Origin of the sequence: Acrocarpospora pleiomorpha (genome assembly GCF_009687885.1) — a bacterium.
Taxonomy (GTDB): Bacteria; Actinomycetota; Actinomycetes; order Streptosporangiales; family Streptosporangiaceae; genus Acrocarpospora; species Acrocarpospora pleiomorpha.
Map to the genome: position 1 here is coordinate 330,735 of NZ_BLAF01000004.1, position 19,518 is coordinate 350,252.

Here is a 19,518-nt window from a genome sequence, read left to right on the forward strand (position 1 = left end):
CACGTTCTCGGTCGCGTTCGTTCAGGCCGGTGCGTTGGCGCCGTACAGCTCCCGGTGCCACAGGTCGGCGCAGACACGTTCGATGCCGGCCTTCAGATGGCGGCGGTAGGTGGTGAAAGGGAGGCCGAGTCGTTGCGCGGCCAGTTCCTGGGTGGGCGTGCCGCGGAGGAACGTGACGGACAGCGCCCGGTGGAACTTGACCGCCCGCGGATCCTCACGCAGGTCGTCGATCGTCTGGCGGAGCAGGTCACCCAGTGCCGTGGCAGGATCCTGCCCGGCCCGCTCGGCGATCAGCCTGGTGCGCGTCAGCGGGGAAGCGGCCAGCGCGTCCAGCCGCGACAGCTGGCGCAACGCCTTGCGCACCGCCTCGGCGAACTCCGCCTGCGACAGCACCGCCGTCGCGGCACTCGGGCCGCCGACGGGCAGGTGGTTCATCCGCTCCAGCCACGCCTGCGCCGGCACCGCGCGCCAGTCATGAACGAAAAGGGTGTACGCGTCATCCCCCAGCGGCCGCTCGGAGATGTCACGCATCCCGTAATGCCGTAAACGCTCCACCCACGCTTTGTTCGTCTCGATATATGACCAGGCCATCCGCTCGGACCGCACACAATTGCCGATCACTCGCCACTGGATCAAATCCATCACCGGCGAGTTCGAGCGATACGGCGGCAGCGCCCACAGCCGGCTGACCACCACATGTTCACCGGCGCGCAACGGCGTGGTAGCACGCGCATGCGCCCACGCCATGGCCACGAGGGGATCGGCCGTCAGCTCCTCCTCATCGAGTTCCGCCAACCGCAACCACGCGGAGAAAGCCACGGGCTCGCCGGTTTCGGTCCGCCGATACAACCGGAACGCCTCCAGCTGACGTTCCGCCCAGAAGGCGGCGCAGCCCGCGGACGCCGCACCCTCCGCCGCCGTCGCCACCCGGAGCAACGTGCCGATGTCTTCCTCCCGCACCACCTCTTCCTGGAACTCGACCTCGTCGTAGCTCGTCGGCGCCCCGTTGCCGCGATGCAGGTAGAGCAGTGCCGCCACCGTACCGGGCACGTCCACATCGCTCGCCGTGCGCACCCGGTCCGCCAGATGCGCATGAATGCGGTCGTGCATCACCGCGTACGCCTCGGGGTCCCGCCATCGTAGGTCCGCCTCCAGCACCTGCCGCACCACGTCATGCGGAAACAGCCCGAGGCTGCTCGACTCCACGAACGGCAACCGCCGCAACCACTGGAACAACGTTCCGGCGTCCTCCGGCAAGGCCGCCCTCAGCAGGTCCTCCGTCGTCGTATGCGCATGGGCGCAGATCTCCAGAGCATGCCGATGCGCCGCCGAAGGCAACTCGCCCACCAGCTCGTCCAGCAACGTGGCCACCACGTCCCGATTCGGCATCCACCGCCTGCCGGCCCCGCCGTCCTTCACCGCCACGGCCGCCCCCAGCAGCAGCGCCAGCGGATGACCACCGGCGAAGGCCAGCAGCGGCCCGCGTGACTCGGCCGGCACCCCGCAGGAGTCCATCAGGGCCTGCGCGTCTGCGGCCCGCAGGTCGCGCAGCGGCAGCACCTCCAGCGCCCCCGCCCATCCCGGATCCGCCTGCCACCGCATGTCCGGCGGGTTTCGCCCCGCGATCACCACCAGCGCCCCTATGGGCACCCGCGGCAGGAACCGCTCGCGCAGCCATCCCTCCAAGCCCTGAATCCGTTCGAAGTTGTCTATCAGCAGCACCGCGTCCGCGTCGCGAAGCACCAGCTCGGCCTCAGCCTCGAACGCCACCGGCGACGGCTCCGACATACGCCCGTCCATCATGGACACCGGCATGGACACCGGCCGCTCCGCCACCGCGGCCTCGTGAGCGAACCGCCGCAACAAGGCCGACTTCCCGATGCCGCCGGGACCGTGCACGTACAGGACGCTGCAGCCGCCGCCGTACAACGCCGCGTTGAAAACCGCGAGCTCTTCCTCCCGCCCCACGAACGCCATCTCGCGCGCTGCTCGCAGGCGCCATCCCAGCAATCCGGACGTGTTGTCACTCTCCGATGACATACCGCTAACCCCTCTCCGAACGCCAGCCGGGGTGAGGTCGTCGTCGTGGTGGCGTGCCGCCGCTGTCTGGGCGGTACTCGAAGTGCCACCACTCGTTGTCGTACATGCGGTAGAGGTCGTGGCGGGCGCCGTGTTCCTCGAGCCAGCGCGCGCCTTCGTGGGGGCGCACGTCCAGCGCGATGCCCTTGACGTGGTTGGATTCCGCCGGTGGCAGCACGAGCATTCGGGCCGAGGCCGGGGAGCCGGAGCGGCGCACCTCCTCGTCGAAGATCCGTTGCTGGACCAGGGGATCGCGGTATCCCGAGGTGAGGCCGATGAGCTGGCCGTGACGCCAGAGCGCCTCGGTGCGCGCCGCGGTGAACGCCGCCAGGGCGCCGTCGGTGAGCCCGGTGAGGTCCTCGGCGGGGAATCGCATCCGCAACGCCCAGCGGCAGGCCAGTTCGCGGGCGCGGCCGGGACGGCGGACGAACGCCGCGGGCAGCAGGAGTACGGCGAGCACCAGCGTGACCACGGCGAACAGCCGATCTCGGGGCCGAGGCGGGATGGTTCGTGGTTCGTTCATGACGAACTACCATCGGCGCGGAATATGCCCGCGTTGTGCGCCGCATGTCATGGTTTGTCGACGGCGGCCACCGTCGGCGCGACCGTGACACGACCATGACACGGCGCGGACGAGGCGCGGACACGGTTTTCTCACTCTGCCCGGAGAAGAGGACTCATCCTGGCCGCTTCCTTTGCGACTGTTGCCCCGCATCAGGCATCAGTTCGAAGGTAAGGAGCCGATCTTGTCCCTCACGACCACGACCCATCTGAATTTCCGCGGCGACGCGCGCGCGGCGCTGGAGTTCTACCAGTCCGTGTTCGGTGGCGACCTCGCCGTCGTCACGTACAAGGACGCCGGGAACGTCCAGGAGGAGTCCGAGGCCGACCAGGTGATGTGGGGCCAGCTGCTCGCCGGGAACGGCTTCCACGTCATGGCTTATGACGTGCCCTCGCGGATGGCCTACGACCAGGGTGAGAACTCCTTCTTCGTCTCGCTGCGCGGCGAGACCGTCGAGGAGGTCACCGGCTACTGGGAGAAGCTCTCCGCCGGGGCGACCGTCGTGATCCCGATGGGCCCGGCGGGCTGGGCGGCCGCCTACGGGATGGTGCGGGACCGCTTCGGCGTCGTCTGGGTTGTGGACGTCGTGAGCGAGTTCAACGGGTAGCACACCGGCACGGATGGGCGGGAGACGCCCATCCGTGCCGGCCCGGCCCATGACCAGACCACGAAAGGAAACCCCCACCATGAGGATGCGCCCTCTCGGCCGCACCGGAATCCGGGTCAGCCCCTACTGCCTCGGCACCATGAGGTTCGGTGCCGTGGGCAACCAGGACCACGACGACTGTGTCCGGATCATCCACCGGGCCCTGGACGCGGGGATCAACTTCATCGACACCGCGGACGTGTACTCCTACAGCGAGACCGAGGAGATCGTCGGCAAAGCACTGCGGGGACGCCGCGACGACGTCGTGCTGGCCACCAAGGTCAACGGCTCGATGGGAGACGATCCCAACCGCGGTGGCAGCTCCCGGCGCTGGATCGTCACCGAGGTCGAGCACTCGCTGCGGCGCCTGCGGACCGACTACATCGACCTCTACCAGATCCATCACCCCGACCCGCGGACCGACATCGAGGAGACGCTGTCCGCGCTGACCGATCTGGTGCGCAGCGGCAAGGTGCGCGCCATCGGCTCCTCCAACACCCCGGCCTCGGAGATCGTCGAGGCGCAGTGGGTCGCCGACCGGCGCGGGCTGCAGCGCTTCCGCACCGAGCAGCCCCCGTACTCGATCCTCAACCGCGGCATCGAGCGCGAGGTTCTGCCCACCTGCCGGCGCTACGGCATGGGCGTGCTCGTATGGAGCCCGCTGGCGATGGGCCTGCTCACCGGCCGCTACCGCAAAGGCCAGTCCATGGCAGCGAACCCGGGGATGAAGTGGGTGCCCGGGCACCTGACCGACGAGCGCAAACTCGACGCCGTGGAGCGGCTCATCCCGCTGGCCGGAGAGACCGGCCTGTCGCTGACCCACCTGGCGATGGCCTTCACCATCACCCACCCCGCCGTCACCTCGGCCATCATCGGCCCCCGCACCATGGAGCACCTCGAGGACCTCCTGACCGGCGCCACGGTCACCCTCGACAACGAGGTCCTCGACCGGATCGATCAGATCGTGCCACCCGGCACGGACCTCGGCCCGATCGATGTGTCCTACACTCCGCCGGCTGTCACCGAGGCCTCACTACGCCGGCGATCGGCCGACGAACGCACTGCGGCGTGACCCGATGACCGTTCTGGACACCCGGGCGCTCGACAGTTCATCCATTCATCGATGTCCGCGCAGCCCTACACAAGCGATCCGCGCACGGCGATCACCCGCATTCCGCACCTGCAGATCTTCACCCACGGAAATGAAGGTATCGCCGGGAGAGAGCGGGAGACCGGTGGATCCCTCATCCCCATGAAGATGGACGGCGCCGTCGATGACGACGCCCAGGGTTTGTGAATCCCTCCCGTGGACGACGAGGCTTTCGAATGCGTCCACGTCCCGGATCTCGAAGCGGGTGCCGAGCTTTTCCGGAGCCGACGGAGCTCCGGCCTTCCTGCGGTCCCCCCGCACCCTGTTCCCGGGCACCGGACCGTCGGAGCTTCACAGCCTCTCCTGAACCGTCGTCCTCTCGTCGGCGAGGATGCACGCCCGGCCGTCTGGGGCATGCCCCAGGATGACGCGGCGAACGAGGCCGGCGCCTTCCTCGCTCACGACGGTCTCGGGAGTGAACGGTGAGGATCCCTCGCCACCGAAGTCCGCCGCACCGACGAGCCCGCTGTTCCACACCAACATGACCCCCTACGGCGAGATCCAGCTGCGCACCGACCGGCGGCTCGACCTCACAGACCTACCGACGCCGTGATCGGTGCGCGGCTCGCATCAGGCCACTCGTGCTGTCGCCAGTAGTTCCCGGCCACGCTCTCGCGTGATCAGTTTCGCGAGCACGGGGTGGGCGAGCAGCGCGCTTCATGCCCACCCTGAACCGGCCGAAGGGCTATGGCGAGCCGTGCTGGCGGCGCTACCCAGCTGGCGGCCCCTGGCTCCCGTCGCGGCGCCCGGACGGGAGCTCCAGACGCCGTCTCGGCTGGGGCCGGCACACCGTCCAAAGATATGCCCGCGCCGCGACCTGGCAGGAACTCGTGGACGGACGCTGGCAAAACGTGCGGACCGGCAAGCTCGATCCCTTCAAACCCCACATCCACCAGCGATGGGACGAGGGCTGCACCAACGCCCGCCAGATCCACCGCGAGATCACCTCACTAGGTTCCAGGGCAGCTACCACCGCGTCCGCGACTACCTGCAGCAGCACCGCCCCGACCGAGCCGCCCCGGCCGACCGTCCGTCAGGTCACCGCCTTGCTGACCCGCCACCCCGACCGACTCACCCAGGACGACGAGCTCCGCGGACTGCGGCGAATCCTGGCCTGGTCGTGCTGTTGTCACTGAGCGGCCTCCCAGGCCGTCCACAACCCGGCGTACACACCACCGGCATCAACCAGCTCTCCGTGGGTGCCGGTCTCGATGATCCGGCCGTGCTCCATCACCATGATCCGGTCGCAGGTTGCTGCTTGGGAGAGACGGTGCGCGACTACGACTGCGGTGCGCCCGGCGAGGACAGCATCAGCAGCGCGGTCGAGCTGTCCGGCGTAGGTGGAGCCGGCCTCGGCGGTCGCTTCGTCGAGGATCACCAGATCAGCGTCGGTGAGCAGCAGGCGGGCGAGGGCGAGCTGCTGCGCCTGTGCGTCGGTGAGCGGGTGTCCGCCGACACCTAGCAGGGTGTCCAACCGGTCGGGGAGAACATCGAGGATCGATGCGGCGCCGGTGGCTTCCAGCGCCGCATGGAGGTCGCGGTCGGTGGCCCCGGGGGCGGCGAGGGTGAGGTTGTCGCGCAGGGTGCCCGCGAAGACGTGGACCTCCTGGGTGATCATCGCGGTACGGCTGGGGCGAGTCACCCTCCCGGCCTCAGGTAGGTGGGTGCCGGCGACCACGCCGGCGAGCGTGGTCTTGCCTGCCCCGGACACGCCGACGACGGCCACGCGCTGACCGGACGGGATGTCGAGGGTGATGTCGTTGAGCACCCGTGGCCCCTCGCCGTAACGGAACGAAACCTCGTCGAGCTGTACGGCGGTGCTCGCGGCCTGCGCTGGGACATCCGACGAGCTGAACGGAATCGTGACGACCCCGATCATGCGGCTCAGCGATGCGAGGGCGGACTGGAGGGTGTCGATGACCAGCAGCAGCTGGTTGACCGGTCCGAGCAGGCGTAGCACGAGCAGCATGGCGGTGGTGGCGCCGCCGACGGTCGATGCGTTGTGGTCGATGAGGACGAAGCCGACGACGAGTACGGCGGCCAGGCTCAGGCACTCCCCGAGGTTGAGCCGGGCATTGAGCATGCTCAGCACGGTGCGTGCGCGTAGCGACTGCCCCGCGACGCGCCAGGAGTCCGTCATCACAGCCCGGTGTCGTTGCTCGGCGAGCCCGAAGCCGAGCACGGTGGAGTAGCCGCGCTGGGACTCGAGGATCTGCTGGGCACGCGCGCTCATCGCCGTGCGCTCGGCGCGGTAGACCCCTGGTCCGATGCGCAGGTACCACCGCACGGCCAGCACGTAGACCGGCAGCACGACGGCGAAGGCGGCCGCGTAGGGCCATTCCAGTGCCGCGAGCCCGCCCAGCGACACGACGATGGTGAAGGCGGTGACGGTGAGCACCGGGATCACGGCGGGGGCGGCGTCGGCGACCGCGGTGACGTCGTCGCTGGACCGCGAGATCAGGTCTCCGGTGCCGGCGCGCTCGACGAGGTGCTGTGGGAGCGTCATCGCGTGGCCCACGAGCTGCTCGCGCAGCGCGGCGAGGATGGAGTGGTAGACGCGGGTGGCGAGCACGATCGTCAGCGCGGTGCCCGCAGCACCGAGGACTGCCGAGAGCGCCATGACGACCGTGACCGTCAGCACTGCGGCGAGGTCCGCGGTGCCGGCCTGCACGCGGTCGACGAGGAATCCGATCGCCCCGGGAACGATCAGGTCGACGCCGGTGCTGACGATCCCCAGCACCCCGGTCGCGGCGAGCCGGAGCCGGTACCCGTGGCTGAGCCGCCACACCTCCCTGACCGTCTCGCGGCCGCTCGCGACCGGCAGCCCGGCATCGGAAGCCGCGGTCTCGGGCACGGCGGAGGTGCCGCTCACTGCGCCGTCCTTGAGGGCGCGGGTACGTCGTCAGGCAGCTCGACGACGCGGTCGCAGGCAGCGAGCAGCGCCGGGGTCGAGGCGATCAGCAGCGTCGAGCGGCCTGCCCGGACACCGCACAGCCGGCCTGCGATCGTGTGCTCGGTGACCGAGTCGACCGCGGTGGTCGGGTCGTGCAGCACGAGCACCGGCGCGTCGCTCGCCAGGGCGCGGGCGAGCGCGACCCGCTGGCGCTGGCCGCCCGAGAGCCGGTTGCCGCCCTCGCCGACCGGGACGTCGAGGTCGGCCGCGAAGTCGTCGCAAGCGGCGGCTCGCACCGCGGCGTCCACCCGCTCGGGCGCGCCCGCGATCACGGCGACGTTGTCGCGGAGGGTGCCGCTGAACAGCGTGGCGCGGTGCGGCGCGACGGTGACCCGGGAGCGGTACTCGACCGGGGACAGCTCCCGCGCCGCGATCCCGTCCAGCCGCGCCTCGACCCCTCCCTCGGCCCGCGGGTCCAGCAGCGCCTCGACGACACGGGCGGCGGTCCGGTCGTCGGCGCGCACGCCCACGAGCTCGCCGGGCTCGACCCGGATCGTCACGCCGGGCCCGGAGATGCTCGGCACGACCACGTCCAGCTCCGGCAACGCGGTGACCTCCCGCCGGGTCGCGTCATCGGGCCCAGCCGTCGACGTGGCGTTGTCCCGCAGCACGTCGAGGACACGCGCGGACGAGGCGCGGGCGCCGGCGAGGTTGGGGATGGACGTGCTCGCGATCGCCTGGATCTGCGGCAGCAGTGCCTGGGTGAGGCCGACGGCGGTGATCAGCCCGCCGATGCTGAGCTGTCCGTCCACGGCGAACCAGCCCGCCAGCCCCATCACCGCGGCGACGAACGTGCCGCTGACCACGCCCGAGCCCACAAGGAACCTCCCCAGCAGGCCCGCGTTGCGCCTGGCGCCGACAAGGGTCTCCTGGCTTGCCTGCCGGTACCGGCTGGTCGCCTCGGCCTCGGCACGCACCCCCTTGATCACCCGGTAGCCGGCGACCAGGTCCGTGGCCTGTCCGACCGTGGAGGCCAGCAGCTCCTGGTACTCGCGGGTGTCCCGGGAGAGCCGCTCGCTGAGCACGCCCATCGACCAGACCGCGACAGGCGCCCCGAACAGCACCACGAGTCCAAGCAGCCAGTGCGTCGCCAGCAGCGATGCCGCGATGAATCCGATGGCCGTGATCCTCGAGACCGGGATGATCACCAGGATCACCGCGTTGGACAGGCGCGCGACGTCGTTCGTCATCACCGAGACCACGCTGCCGTCCGGCGCACGGGCGGTGCCGCCGACCGGGTGCAGCACGCCCGTGGAGAGGGTGCCGCGGATTCGGTGCTGCAGTACCTGCACCGCATAGGCGGTCAGCCGCAGCGAGAGCCTCGCCGCCGACGTCAGCGCGACGTAGAGGGCCACCAGCACGCCGAGCCACAGGACCAGCTGTCCCTCATCCCCGGTCGCCAGGGCCCGGTCGATCGCGAGTCCCATCACCACCGGGACCGCGGACTCGCCCACCTGCCACACGATCGCCAGCAGCATCGCGGGAACGCTGACCCGCCTCACCGAGAAGATCACGCGCAGCAGGAACCGGCCCGGGGTGATCCCCGGCCCGGACTCGAACGGCCGAGCACCGAGCGGCTCGGCGGGAGCAAGCAGGAGCACTGGCAGCCAGCGGGTCAGCGGTCCTCGCCCCAGTCCTGCGGTGTCGGCGCCCGAGAAGCGCGAGGAGTTCCTCACGCCTGGCTCCGGTCCCTGCTCCTGAGCGGGAAGCACCAGAGCAGGGCATCGGCGAAGATTCCTCGCCACCATGCGTAGTCGTGTCCGCCGGCGAACTCTCTGTAGAGGGTGTCGTAGCCCTTCCCGGTGAGCACGTGGTCCAACCAGCGACTGTGGGTGTTCGAGCTCTCCAGCTCACCAACGTCGTGGAAGACGCGGATCGGCGCCGTTTCTGCGGCCAGGTAGTCGGCGATCAATGTCGGTACGGGGGTGCGGCGCAGCAGCTGTTCACGCTCAAGCCGATCGACGAGGACCTGATCGCGCAGTGCGCGGAGGAGACGGGCGGGCGCTTCGTGGTGGTCGAGGACCACCTCGCCCACGGTGGGCTGGCGACCCGGATCGCGGATGTCGTGACCGACCGCGGCATCCGTCTCACCGCCTTCGAAAGGCTCGGTATCCCGCAGGTGTACGCCGGCTTCGGCGAGGACGAGCAGCTGCGCGACAAGCACGGGTATGGCCTCGACGCGACGGTCGCCGCCGCCCGCCGCGTGATCGCCGAATTCTGACCAGACCGAGCGGACGAATCGAGCATCCCATGAGAACCGTCGCCGTCACCAAGATCGGCAGCCTGCGCGACCCGGACGAGGCCAAACGGGGCCGGGTCGACGTCGTCGACTTCCCCGACCAAGCGCTCGGACCGGAGGACGTGCGGATCCGGGTCGCCTACGCTGCGATCTGCGGGTCCGACCCACACCTGGCGGAGGGCTTTTTCGGAACCGACGTCCCGATCGGGCTTGGGCACGAGATTTCCGGTGTCATCGAAGCCCTCGGTGAGCGGGCGCACCGCAACGGACTGCAAGTAGGAGACCGGGTCGCGGGCAACTTCCTCCGCTTCTGCGGCACGTGCCGGCCCTGCCAGGACGGCAGGCAGCAGTTCTGCGAGCACATACAGGACTACAACCGCCCCGGGATGGCCGAAACGATCACCTGGCACGAGTCGCAGATATACCGCCTCCCGGACGACGTCACCCTGCTGAGGGGATGCCTCCTGGAGCCCACCTCCGTCGCCGTTCGCATCGCGGACAAGACCCGCATCCGGGTCGGCGAGCGCGTCTTGATCTGCGGCGGCGGACCCATCGGCCAGCTCGCCCTCCAGGTCATGCGGATGTACGGCGCCACCTCGCTCACGATGATCGAGCCGATCGCGGAACGTCGTGAGATGGCTCTCCGTCATGGGGCCGAGCACGTGATTGACCCGACGACCGAAGACCAGGCCACGCGCGCCGGCGAGATCACCGACGGCCGAGGGTACGACGTCGTCATCGACGCATCCGGCTCGCCGCGAGCGGTGCGGGGACTGCTCGACCTCGCGGCAAAGGGCGGCACAGTGGTGTACAGCGCCATGTACCCCGAGACGTTCGAGATGCCCCTCAACCTCTCCGACTACCTCTACCTCAAGGAGCTGACCCTCACAGGCGTGTTCGTCTCGCCATACGCGTTCCCGCGCGCCCTCCAGGTCCTCCCTCACCTGGACATCGACGAACTCACTACCGCGGTCTTCCCCCTCGAGCGAGCCGTCGACGCCTTCGCCGCGCACGTCGGCGGGCGACACCCCAAAGTCGTGATCCGCTGCAACGACCTCGGTGACGACTAGTAGTACTTCGTCAGGTAATTGATCACTTCGTGTGATCATTCGGGGGAGGCGACGTCGAGATCATGGCTCCGGGAGGTGGGTACAGTTGCGCGCATGACGAAGAGAATCGAGTCTTCCTCCGGCCGGTGAGCGTGGTTGACGAGCGCAGTGCGCTCGACCGCCCAGTCTCCCTGTTCGAGCACGCGTCCCACCTGCATCGGTTGAACCCCAGCGGGCCGCTCCCCAACGGGGGCCGTCCCCTCCCCGACAGTCCAGAACGATGTCCCGCTGATCAAGATGATCGGTCTCCTGCACTTCGCGGATCAGGCTGCCGCGAGTGTGCTATCGAAGATCCCGACCGCGGCGCGCGACCTTGCCTGGCTCGCCGATCGGTCACGCGGCTATGCCAAGGTCATCGCTGTCAAGGCGTTGGCCCGTCATTCGGATCCAGCCATCCGCGAGTGGGTGATGGGCACTCCGAAGAACCTGCTGTCCAGCGATCTCGCCCGGCAGATCGTCGAAACGCACGGGCTGGCGGAGATGCTCAGCCGACCAGGCGTTGACGACACCCTGTGGGATCAGGCCGGAAACCTTCTGCTCGCGATGACCAGCACCCACAACTATCACACGGAGATCAGCCGTTACCGGGATGCGCTGACCGTCTATCAGCGGTGGATCGCCCTCGCCGCGCGGAGACCGGCGACGCTGGAGCGGGCGGCCATGCTGACCATGGTCGCCGATGACCTGGGCACAGGCCCGGCGGCTCCGGTCGTCGGAGGGTTGCGGGAAACTCTGATTGAGCAGATCAAGAGCGTCCTGTCTGCCAAACCCTGGACCGAGATGCTGGCCCGTAGTGCTCGTTCCAGCGATCCCATCGTGGCCAGGCGCTCTGCTTGGGTCCTTACGGAGGCCGGCCGGAGCGGAGTCCCCGAGGGGAGGTTCGCCATCCGGGTTGTGGCGGCCGACCCGAATCCGGCCGATTACCCCTACGTGGAGGCCAGGATCGTCATCGACGGGATGCCTGTCGTCGCGGCCTTGTTCGACATAGGACCCGCCGAGAGTCCTGGACCGCTGCTCGATACCGGGCGGCTCAGGGCTGTGGACGAACCGAAAACGGTCAGAATCGCGGAGGCGTACTGCACCGAGGGCTGCTGCAGCGGGCTCTACGTCACTATCGTGCGCGAAGGGCGGGAGGTGGTCTGGAAGGACTGGCATTCCTCCGTGCCGGGCGATCCACCGCAGGAAGTACGGTTCGACGCCGCCGAATACGACCAGGAGGTCGCCCGCGCCGAGCAAGATCACAGTTGGGAGTGGCCGGACATGACCGTGGCCCGACTGGTGGCCGAGCGACTCCGCGCTGATGCGACGATCCTGGGGCGGTGGGATTGCGCTTTCGGCTGGTGCACAGCCTGGTTGGCGGATGTCGACATGGCCCGCCTGACGTTCGACTACCCAGCTGGCCGGCTCGCCCTCGAGGATCTGTCGGTGCGGTTCGGGCTGATGATCGAAACCAACGGCCAACCCCCGGACGTACAGGCCGCCGAGATCGTCAAGTCGTTAGCAGAGTACGACCCCAAGGCGACTGCGGAGATGATCGACGGGGGCAAGAACGAAGCCGGGAAACTCGGTCTCATCTACAGGGAGCCGAGCCGCTGGTAGAAACCCACCGGGCGAACCCCGCGAGTCCCCGATGCGGGAGGCCTGTTCCGGTGACCGGAACAGGCCTCCCAGTGGGCCCGAGTACCGCCGACCGAGCGAGGTAGCGGAATTGCGGGGGGCTCGGATCGGGGTTTCACCGCAGGTTGCAGAGGTTCTGGTCGGAGTAGGCGTTTCAGAATACCCATTAGCCCCGACTTCCGAAGGAAGATCGCTATAGTCGGGAATGTGTCGCTGATCTCGCATTTGTACTCCGGTGAGCTTGGGGATTGGTGTGCTGATCGCATGCCTGGTTCCAAGGCGGTCGCGCATCAGCTGGCTGCGGCGACGCGGGGCACGGAGAAGGTACGACCGGCCGGAAAGGTCGACAGGCACCATTGGAATCAGGTGGATCGGGCGTTTACTGTAAGGATGGCCACGCTTGTACAGCCATCGCCGCCATATTCGGCTTTGTACGGATTCGTACGGATAGGGCTCGTGGGGCGGGACTGGGCCCACCGGCAGGCCGGCCTCTACCCAACCCACATCCACCTGCAGGAATCCCGGCGCCGACGGGCACTCGATTTCCGGCCGACCCTGAACGGGTGGATGGATCTTGCGGAACGCAGCGTCGAGAGATATCTCCATGATGACGGCACATCACGCTACTCGGCGTTTCCGGATTTCTCCGCCGAACCGATGTTGAGCGAGCTGTTCGACCGGCTTCGCGCATATTTCGGGATGCACGCGCCCCTCGGCCAGGTGGGCGCGGAGAAAGGGCTGGCACGATTATGCTGGCTGCTGGCGAAGTTCGAATATTTATTCCATAACGACGCTTCCGGGGATCCAATCTACCGGTGGTTCAGAGAGGGGACGGCCACCGTCGAGAAGTTACACGCCGCCGCCGATGACGCCTCGGTCGATGAATTGGTGGAACTGACAAAACTCCTCCACATGTCCGGCAGCCTGGAGGATCTGCGCCGCCTGGCAGGAAACCCACCGCTCGGACGGCCGTGGGGCATTGCCCGCCCCGTCGTCAACTCCCGCTGGGCCGACCACGACCTCGTGATCGGCGACAGAGGCGACACGACCCTGATCGACGTCAACACGGTCAGCAAGACCAACAACTCGACGCGCGCCCAGCGATGGATCTGGCGACTCCTCTGCTGCGCCTGGCTCGATATCACCAACGCCTACCGGATCAAGAACGTCGGACTCTATTTCGCCCGGTACGGCGAACTCGTAACCTGGCCGGTGACCGACCTGGCCGAAGAGCTTTTCGAGGGCGCCGACGTAGCGGAAGCCCGCCGCGACTTCCTGTCCCTGACCAGCCGCCTGCGCGAGAAGGACCTACAGTCCGCGATGACGGATAACTCAGCGGGTTCTGCTCTATGACGGCGATACATAGACGACGACGCCGGCCTGTACTCGCTCTGCCGGTTCCACGTACCGGACCCGATCTACTTCCGGTCCGGCTTGCGGGTCACCATCCAGCAACTGGGTGCGGGAGACCGGGCCGCCGCGCTCGACGACCTGGGCGATCCCGCCCTGTTGCACCGCGCCGCGGGCACCGACGAGGACTCCGACCTCTGCTTGTTCGAACGCAGCGACGACTACAGCGCCGTCGCCTTCTGGTATCAGACCACACCGACCCGCGTGGCGCCGCTGCCCTCCCCAGCAGACCGCGTCCGTGACCTAGCCTCCGCGATCCACCCCGGCCAGTAGGACGCCGGGCGCGTTCATCGTGGCGTCCGGCCGTCGCGTGGTGGGAAGGCCGGGAAGTAGAGGCCGTGGCCAGGCGCCATCGCGGTGGCGTACACGCTTTGCCGGGAGGGGTCGGAGGACGGCGCCAACACCTCCACCCTGCCGGCCTATTCAGGGCACACCTCGGTCGCCTCGCTGGCCCGCTATGCCCGTGTTTCCCCGGAGGCGCTGGCCCGCTGGCAGGAGGGCCGGGATCCGGCCGCGCGGCGTCGATGAGCGGCGGGTTCATCCCAGCCGATCGACTGTCGCTCCAGCCGACAGCGCACCCTGGGCACGGCTTCGTTCGCCGCCGCCGCGAAGGAGCAAAGCCAGGCAAGGTAGGTCGGAGTACGGGGCACCTGGACTTCTGCCTGGTTTCGATCATTGATAGGGTCCATCGCAGGTGAGCCGGGAAGTCTGGTCGGCGGTCATGTCGTCGATCTCGTGGAGTTCCCGCCATGCGTGCTCGTGATCTGCTCACCGACGTTCCCACCGTCACCCTCGGCACCCCCGTGCGCGAGGCCGCCCGGCTGCTGGCCGAGCAGGATCTGGCCGGGCTCATCGTCCTGGACACCGACGGGACACCCCACAGCATCCTGCCGGGCACGCAGGTGCTGCGCCTGGCCGTGCCCCTCTACTGCCAGGACGATCCGGCGCTGGCCCGCGTGGTCGACGAGGCCCACGCTGATCGTTTCCTGGAGGAGATCGGGGACCGTACGGTCCAGGACGCGCTGCCGCCGGAGCTGCGGGAACTGCCGGTCACCGATCCGGGCGCGACCCTGCTGGAGATCGCCGCGCTGATGGACCGGGTGACCTCCGCGTGAGCGTGCTGGCATGGCTGTCGGTGGCGGTCTTTCTCGGCGCGTACGCGTTGATCGCCACCGAACGTATCCACCGGGTGGCCGCAGCTCTCGGCGGGGCGGGGATCATGCTGGCCATCCACGCCACCGACGCCGGGGCCGCCTTCTTCTCCGAGCATAGCGGCGTGGACTGGAACGTCGTGTTCCTGCTGCTGGGCATGATGGTGATCGTCGGCGTGCTCAAACGCACCGGCGTGTTCGAGTATCTGGCGATCTGGGCGGCCAAGCGGGCGCGCGGGCGGCCGTACCGGCTGATGGTCCTGCTGGTGGTGATCACCGCAGTGGCTTCCGCGCTGCTGGACAACGTGACCACCGTGCTGCTGATCGCGCCGGTGACGTTCCTGGTGTGCGCGCGGCTGGCGCTGCCGACGGTGCCGTACCTGATCGCCGAGGCGATGGCCTCCAACATCGGCGGCGCGGCCACGCTGGTGGGTGACCCGCCCAACATCATCATCGCCAGCCGGGGCGGGCTGTCGTTCAACGACTTCCTGATCCACATGGCGCCCTTGGTCGTGCTGCTGATGATCGTGTTCTTGGGCCTGTGCCGGGTGATGTTCCGCAAGTCGTTCGTCTACGACCCGGTCCGCGCGGCGGAGATCATGCAACTGGACGAGCGGGAGGCGATCGCCGACCGGCGGTTGCTGTGGCAGAGCCTGGCCGTGCTGGGCGTGGTCATGGCCGCGTTCGTGCTGCATCCGGTGCTACATTACGAGCCCTCGATCGTGGCGATCCTGGGGGCGGGGGTTCTGGTGGCCGTCACCAAGGTCACCACCGAGCAGGCCGTCGAAGAGGTGGAGTGGGAGACCCTGGTCTTCTTCATGGGCCTGTTCGTGATGGTGGGCGCGCTGGTGGAGACCGGCGTCATCGGGAAGATCTCCCAGCTGGCGGTGGAGGCCACCCAAGGACGGCTGGGTCTGACCACGATGGTGCTGCTGTGGGCCTCGGCCGGGCTGTCGGCGATCGTGGACAACATCCCGTACGTGGCGACAATGAGCCCGATCGTGGCCGACCTGGTGCACGCCAACAGCGGGGAGAACGCCCAGGTGCTGTGGTGGGCCCTGGCCTTTGGCGCCGACCTGGGCGGCAACGCCACCGCCGTCGGCGCGGCGGCCAACGTCATCGTCGTGGGCATCGCCGCCCGCAACCGGCAGCCGATCAGCTTCTGGGAGTTCACCAAGTACGGCCTGATCGTCACCGTGATCACCGTGGCGTTGGTGACGCCGTATCTGTGGCTGCGCTACCTCACCTGATGCGGAGTGTGTCCTCGGGACGCTGACCCGAACGTGCGGCTGAGCGGAGAAGGGCTCCCTCTCCCGGTTCTTCGCCGGGGTGCAGCTGACCGCGCCGCCGGTCCCCGACCTGGCCGCCAGCCTGGCCAACCGCACGATCCTGTCCATCGCGGCGCTGCGTGATCGCGCCCGGCAAAGGTCTGGCGCCGCCAACCGGCCGGGAGTAACGTCAACGGCGGTGCGCCGGGAAGCCTGGTCGGCAAGAGGTCCGACACGACGATCAGCTCCGGAGGCGCAGATGACCGGTTTCCCGCGACAGCACCGTCCAGACGGGACCACAGACGCTACCGCGACAGAAACGGGCCGATCCTCAGGTGGGCTCGCCCCCGCGGGAGAGCGGGACCTGATCCTGGCCCACGTAGGGGCGGCAACGGTGGAGTACCGGATGCACGGCGGCAGTCCCGGCGGCCCCGGCACGGTCGTGGTGCTCCACGGCGGTCACATGCGGGCGCAGTTGGCCTTGGGCGAGGACGTCTTCACCGGTGCGAGATTTCGGGTGCTGGTTCCCTCACGCCCCGGCTACGGGCGTACCCCATTAAGCCCGGCTGCTGCGGGCGGCACGGTGACGGACTTCGCCGATGCCATCGCCCGCCTGTGCCGGGATCGGGGAATCGACCAAGTCGCTGCGGTGGTCGGCATCTCCGCCGGTGGACGTACCGCGCTGACCATGGCGGCCCGCCATCCGGACCTGGTGCGGCGGGTGATCCTGCAAAGCCCGGTCGGTTTCCTGCCCTGGCCCGACCGGCGCACCCACCTCGGCGGACGGATCGTGTTCCATCCCCGGATCGAAGCCATCACCTGGGCCCTGCTGCGCACGGCGATCCGGCTCGCGCCGGAGCCAGCCTTGCGGCTGCTCACGCGCGACCTGTCCCTCCTTCCCGCCGGCCAGGTGCTGGCGGGGTTGACCCCCGCCGACCGCGCCACGCTGACCCACCTGTACGTCTCGATGCGCTCGGGCCGCGGCTTCGTCGCCGACATGCTCCCAGTGGCCGACTGCACCGCCGATGTCGGCCAGCCCACCCTGATCATCGCCACCCGTAACGACCGCTCCGTACCCTTCGCCCACGCCCAATCCTTGGCCGCGGCGATCTCACGGGCCGAACTGGTGGAAAGCCGCGCCGACAGCCACATGATCTGGTTCAGCCCCGACTACCCCGCCATCGCCGCAAAGATCCGCGCGTTCCTGCTCACCGATCACGACACCGCTAGCGGGCACCTGAACGCCTAGCGTGCGGAACAGTTCGTGCTGCCGCCAGACGACGACAATCGCCGACCAGGCTCCTCGGCACACCTGCCGGGGGACCTCTCAGGAAAACCTCACGATCGGGGGACGGTGGAGCGATGCCGGTCATCGAGGTCGACGGGGTCGTCAAGCGCTACCGTGAGGTGACCGCGGTCGACGAGGTCAGCCTGCGGGTGCAGCGGGGAGAAATCTACGCCCTGCTCGGCCTCAACGGCGCCGGCAAGACGACGCTCATCCGCATGCTGCTCGGCATGATCGCCCCCACCCGCGGATCGGTCTACGTCCTGGGCGCCGCTCGGCCTGGGCCCGGGTCGGCTACCTCGTCGAAGCGCCCGCCGCCTACCCCGAGCTGACCGTGCGGGAGAACCTCCAGCTCGTGCGCCGGCTGCACCGCCTGCCGGGCGGGAACGCCGACGTCGCGGACATCATCGACCGGCTGGCCCTGACCCCCTACGCCGACCGCCGGGCCCGCACCCTGTCCCTGGGCAACCTGCAACGCCTGGCCCTGGCCAAAGCCCTCATCCACACCCCCGACCTGCTCATCCTCGACGAACCCGTCAACGGCCTGGACCCGGCCGGCGTCGTGGAGATCCGCACCCTGCTCGCCGGCCTGGCCCACCAGCACGGCACCACCGTGCTGCTGTCCAGCCACCTGCTGGCCGAGGTCGCCCGCCTGGCCACCCGCATCGGCATCCTCCACCAGGGCCGCCTGCACGCCGAGCATCAGGCCGACCAACTGGACCGCCGGCGCCACCGCCACCTCCACCTGGCCACCCGCGACGACACCGCCGCCGACCGCGTGCTGCGCGCCCACGGCTACCGTCCCCACCCGGCCGACGGTGGCGGGCTGCACCTCATCGACGAGCACGCCCTGACCCGGCCCGAGCAGGTGGCCACCGTCCTGGTCCACGCCGGCGTCCCGCCCACTCGGCTGGTGACGGTGGAAGAGGACCTGGAAGCCTACTTCCTGCGCATCGTCGGAGCCGATCATGCGTGAAGCACTCTGGACCGAACTGCTGAAGATCCGGCGCAGCCGCCTGCCCTGGCTCACCACCCTGGCCTTCACCGTCGTCGCCGTGGTGTGCGGGCTGTTCATGTTCATCCTCACCGACCTCGCCCGCGCCCGCGCGCTCGGCCTGCTCGGCGACAAAGCCCAACTCAGCGGAGCCAGCGCCGACTGGCCCGGCTATCTCGCCCTGCTGGCCCAGGCCGTCGGCGTCGGCGGGCTGATCCTGTACGGCATCACCGCCATCTGGCTGTTCGGCCGCGAGTTCAGCGACCGCACCGCCACCGACCTGCTCGCCCTGCCCACCTCGCGCACCGCCATCGTCGCGGCCAAGTTCACCCTCGCCGTCCTGTGGGCATTCCTGCTGGCCCTGTGGGTGTGCGTGCTCGGGCTGCTCATCGGCGCGGCGCTCCGCCTGCCCGGCTGGACGGTGTCGGCCGGCGTACTTGGCCTGGTCCGGATTCTGGTCACGGGTGTGCTGAGCAGTCTGCTGACCACCCCGCTTGCGCTGGCCGCCAGTCTCGGTCGCGGCTACCTGCCGGCCGTGGGCGTCATGTTCGTCATCGTGTTCACCGCCCAGGTGATCGCCGCCCTCGGCTTCGGCGCCTACTTTCCCTGGTCGGTCCCCGCCCTGTATGCCGGTCTCGCTGGCCCCGGCCAAGACCAGCCTGGGCCGCTGGGCTTCTCGCTGGTGCTGGCCACCGCCGCAGCCGGTGCCCTCGCCACGGCCGCCTGGTGGCGCCGAGCCGACCACACCCGCTGATCGGAGCGCGTGGCGCCCGTCCAACTCGGCGGCGCGACGCACCGATCGGCACCCTGACGAACCCTCACCCACATCTTTTCGCCGCCCGGTCATCAGTGGCGACGCGGCCTCGGCGGCATTGCGGCCGAGGGCCGAGGAGAGCAGCGGGCGGGCCGAGCCTGCCGGCCGCCGCGGTGCCCCGTTGGCGGTGCCGGCTGGCCGGCCATGTGATCTGCGCCCGGGCCCGGGTCAAGTGCTCGTCGCCCGGCCCGCCTAGCCTCGCGGTGCCAGCCCTGGCCATCGCGATCAGCCGGCGAGGCAG

General features: G+C 69.1%; 21 protein-coding genes and 1 pseudogene. 16 read left to right on the plus strand and 6 right to left on the minus strand.

All coding sequences use genetic code 11. The annotated features are described in order from the left end of the window. Positions 1-21 precede the first annotated feature (21 nt). Together Aple_RS01510 and vanY-N are read right to left on the minus strand one after the other, a co-directional pair. A complete protein-coding gene (locus tag Aple_RS01510; RefSeq protein ID WP_155342584.1) occupies positions 22-2,040 on the minus strand; it encodes an ATP-binding protein in 2,019 nt (672 codons plus the stop codon). 4 nt (positions 2,041-2,044) lie between these two features. Further along, positions 2,045-2,602: a D,D-peptidase/D,D-carboxypeptidase VanY-N gene (gene vanY-N, locus Aple_RS01515; RefSeq protein WP_155342585.1), complete on the minus strand. Its 558-nt coding sequence runs from the start codon at positions 2,600-2,602 to the stop codon at positions 2,045-2,047. 223 nt (positions 2,603-2,825) lie between these two features. Here vanY-N and Aple_RS01520 point away from each other — a divergent pair, with 223 nt between their 5' ends. The 5 genes from Aple_RS01520 (at position 2,826) to Aple_RS01540 (ending at position 5,573) form a co-directional block, all read left to right on the plus strand. Then, entirely contained in the window at positions 2,826-3,248 is a 423-nt protein-coding gene (locus Aple_RS01520) for a VOC family protein (RefSeq protein ID WP_155342586.1), read from the plus strand. 79 nt (positions 3,249-3,327) lie between these two features. After that, positions 3,328-4,359: an aldo/keto reductase gene (locus Aple_RS01525; RefSeq protein ID WP_155342587.1), complete on the plus strand. Its 1,032-nt coding sequence runs from the start codon at positions 3,328-3,330 to the stop codon at positions 4,357-4,359. Positions 4,360-4,410: 51 nt separating this feature from the next. Further along, positions 4,411-4,584, plus strand: a complete 174-nt coding sequence (locus Aple_RS01530; RefSeq protein ID WP_155342588.1) for a hypothetical protein — start codon at positions 4,411-4,413, stop codon at positions 4,582-4,584. Positions 4,585-4,852: 268 nt separating this feature from the next. Beyond that, a complete protein-coding gene (locus tag Aple_RS01535) occupies positions 4,853-4,990 on the plus strand; it encodes a hypothetical protein (RefSeq protein ID WP_155342589.1) in 138 nt (45 codons plus the stop codon). 106 nt (positions 4,991-5,096) lie between these two features. Next, complete coding sequence (locus Aple_RS01540; RefSeq protein ID WP_155342590.1) at positions 5,097-5,573, plus strand: hypothetical protein; 477 nt, start codon at positions 5,097-5,099, stop codon at positions 5,571-5,573. On the opposite strand, the gene Aple_RS01545 is transcribed toward Aple_RS01540, so the two are convergent. Genes Aple_RS01545 through Aple_RS51735 form a run of 3 tightly spaced genes read right to left on the minus strand, consistent with a single transcriptional unit; the run spans position 5,567 to position 9,209 of the window. Further along, positions 5,567-7,309 carry an ABC transporter ATP-binding protein gene (locus Aple_RS01545; protein ID WP_218038053.1) on the minus strand — a complete coding sequence of 581 codons (1,743 nt, stop codon included), beginning with the start codon at positions 7,307-7,309 and terminating at the stop codon, positions 5,567-5,569. The two genes, Aple_RS01540 and Aple_RS01545, sit on opposite strands and share 7 nt — an antisense overlap. Beyond that, positions 7,306-9,066, minus strand: coding sequence for an ABC transporter transmembrane domain-containing protein (locus Aple_RS01550; RefSeq protein ID WP_218038054.1), 1,761 nt, complete (start codon positions 9,064-9,066; stop codon positions 7,306-7,308). Before Aple_RS01550 ends, Aple_RS01545 begins: the two co-directional genes overlap by 4 nt. Continuing rightward, positions 9,063-9,209, minus strand: coding sequence for a hypothetical protein (locus Aple_RS51735; RefSeq protein ID WP_170321226.1), 147 nt, complete (start codon positions 9,207-9,209; stop codon positions 9,063-9,065). Before Aple_RS51735 ends, Aple_RS01550 begins: the two co-directional genes overlap by 4 nt. Before the next feature lie 9 nt (positions 9,210-9,218). Between Aple_RS51735 and Aple_RS01555 the strand changes: the two genes are divergently transcribed. Together Aple_RS01555 and Aple_RS01560 are read left to right on the plus strand one after the other, a co-directional pair. Beyond that, positions 9,219-9,611 (plus strand): transketolase C-terminal domain-containing protein, encoded by a 393-nt coding sequence (locus Aple_RS01555; RefSeq protein WP_170321227.1) that lies wholly within the window; start codon positions 9,219-9,221, stop codon positions 9,609-9,611. Between the two features lie 29 nt (positions 9,612-9,640). Further along, on the plus strand, positions 9,641-10,699 hold the full coding sequence (locus Aple_RS01560) for a zinc-dependent alcohol dehydrogenase (protein WP_155342592.1): 1,059 nt from the start codon (positions 9,641-9,643) through the stop codon (positions 10,697-10,699). A gap of 35 nt (positions 10,700-10,734) precedes the next feature. Here the strand turns inward: Aple_RS01560 and Aple_RS51740 are convergent, their stop codons facing one another. Then, positions 10,735-10,881 (minus strand): hypothetical protein, encoded by a 147-nt coding sequence (locus tag Aple_RS51740; protein ID WP_170321201.1) that lies wholly within the window; start codon positions 10,879-10,881, stop codon positions 10,735-10,737. 94 nt (positions 10,882-10,975) lie between these two features. Between Aple_RS51740 and Aple_RS52725 the strand changes: the two genes are divergently transcribed. The 9 genes and pseudogenes from Aple_RS52725 (at position 10,976) to Aple_RS01605 (ending at position 19,217) form a co-directional block, all read left to right on the plus strand. Continuing rightward, the gene (locus Aple_RS52725) at positions 10,976-12,337 is read left to right on the plus strand and encodes a hypothetical protein (protein ID WP_174889773.1); all 1,362 of its coding nucleotides are present in this window, start codon (positions 10,976-10,978) and stop codon (positions 12,335-12,337) included. 474 nt (positions 12,338-12,811) lie between these two features. Next, positions 12,812-13,708, plus strand: coding sequence for a hypothetical protein (locus Aple_RS01570; RefSeq protein ID WP_155342593.1), 897 nt, complete (start codon positions 12,812-12,814; stop codon positions 13,706-13,708). A 27-nt stretch (positions 13,709-13,735) separates the two neighbouring features. Then, positions 13,736-14,038: a DUF2961 domain-containing protein gene (locus tag Aple_RS01575; protein ID WP_281361517.1), complete on the plus strand. Its 303-nt coding sequence runs from the start codon at positions 13,736-13,738 to the stop codon at positions 14,036-14,038. Positions 14,039-14,122: 84 nt separating this feature from the next. After that, entirely contained in the window at positions 14,123-14,293 is a 171-nt protein-coding gene (locus Aple_RS01580) for a PmrA (protein ID WP_155342595.1), read from the plus strand. Positions 14,294-14,514: 221 nt separating this feature from the next. After that, positions 14,515-14,880 carry a CBS domain-containing protein gene (locus tag Aple_RS01585; protein ID WP_155342596.1) on the plus strand — a complete coding sequence of 122 codons (366 nt, stop codon included), beginning with the start codon at positions 14,515-14,517 and terminating at the stop codon, positions 14,878-14,880. Beyond that, complete coding sequence (locus Aple_RS01590; RefSeq protein WP_155342597.1) at positions 14,877-16,166, plus strand: ArsB/NhaD family transporter; 1,290 nt, start codon at positions 14,877-14,879, stop codon at positions 16,164-16,166. The genes Aple_RS01585 and Aple_RS01590 overlap by 4 nt, the downstream gene beginning before the upstream one ends. A gap of 424 nt (positions 16,167-16,590) precedes the next feature. Then, the gene (locus Aple_RS01595; protein WP_155342598.1) at positions 16,591-17,433 is read left to right on the plus strand and encodes an alpha/beta fold hydrolase; all 843 of its coding nucleotides are present in this window, start codon (positions 16,591-16,593) and stop codon (positions 17,431-17,433) included. Between the two features lie 113 nt (positions 17,434-17,546). Then, positions 17,547-18,445 (plus strand): annotated as a pseudogene (locus Aple_RS01600) (ABC transporter ATP-binding protein). Continuing rightward, positions 18,438-19,217: an ABC transporter permease gene (locus Aple_RS01605; protein ID WP_155342599.1), complete on the plus strand. Its 780-nt coding sequence runs from the start codon at positions 18,438-18,440 to the stop codon at positions 19,215-19,217. Before Aple_RS01600 ends, Aple_RS01605 begins: the two are co-directional and overlap by 8 nt. Positions 19,218-19,518: the final 301 nt, after the last annotated feature.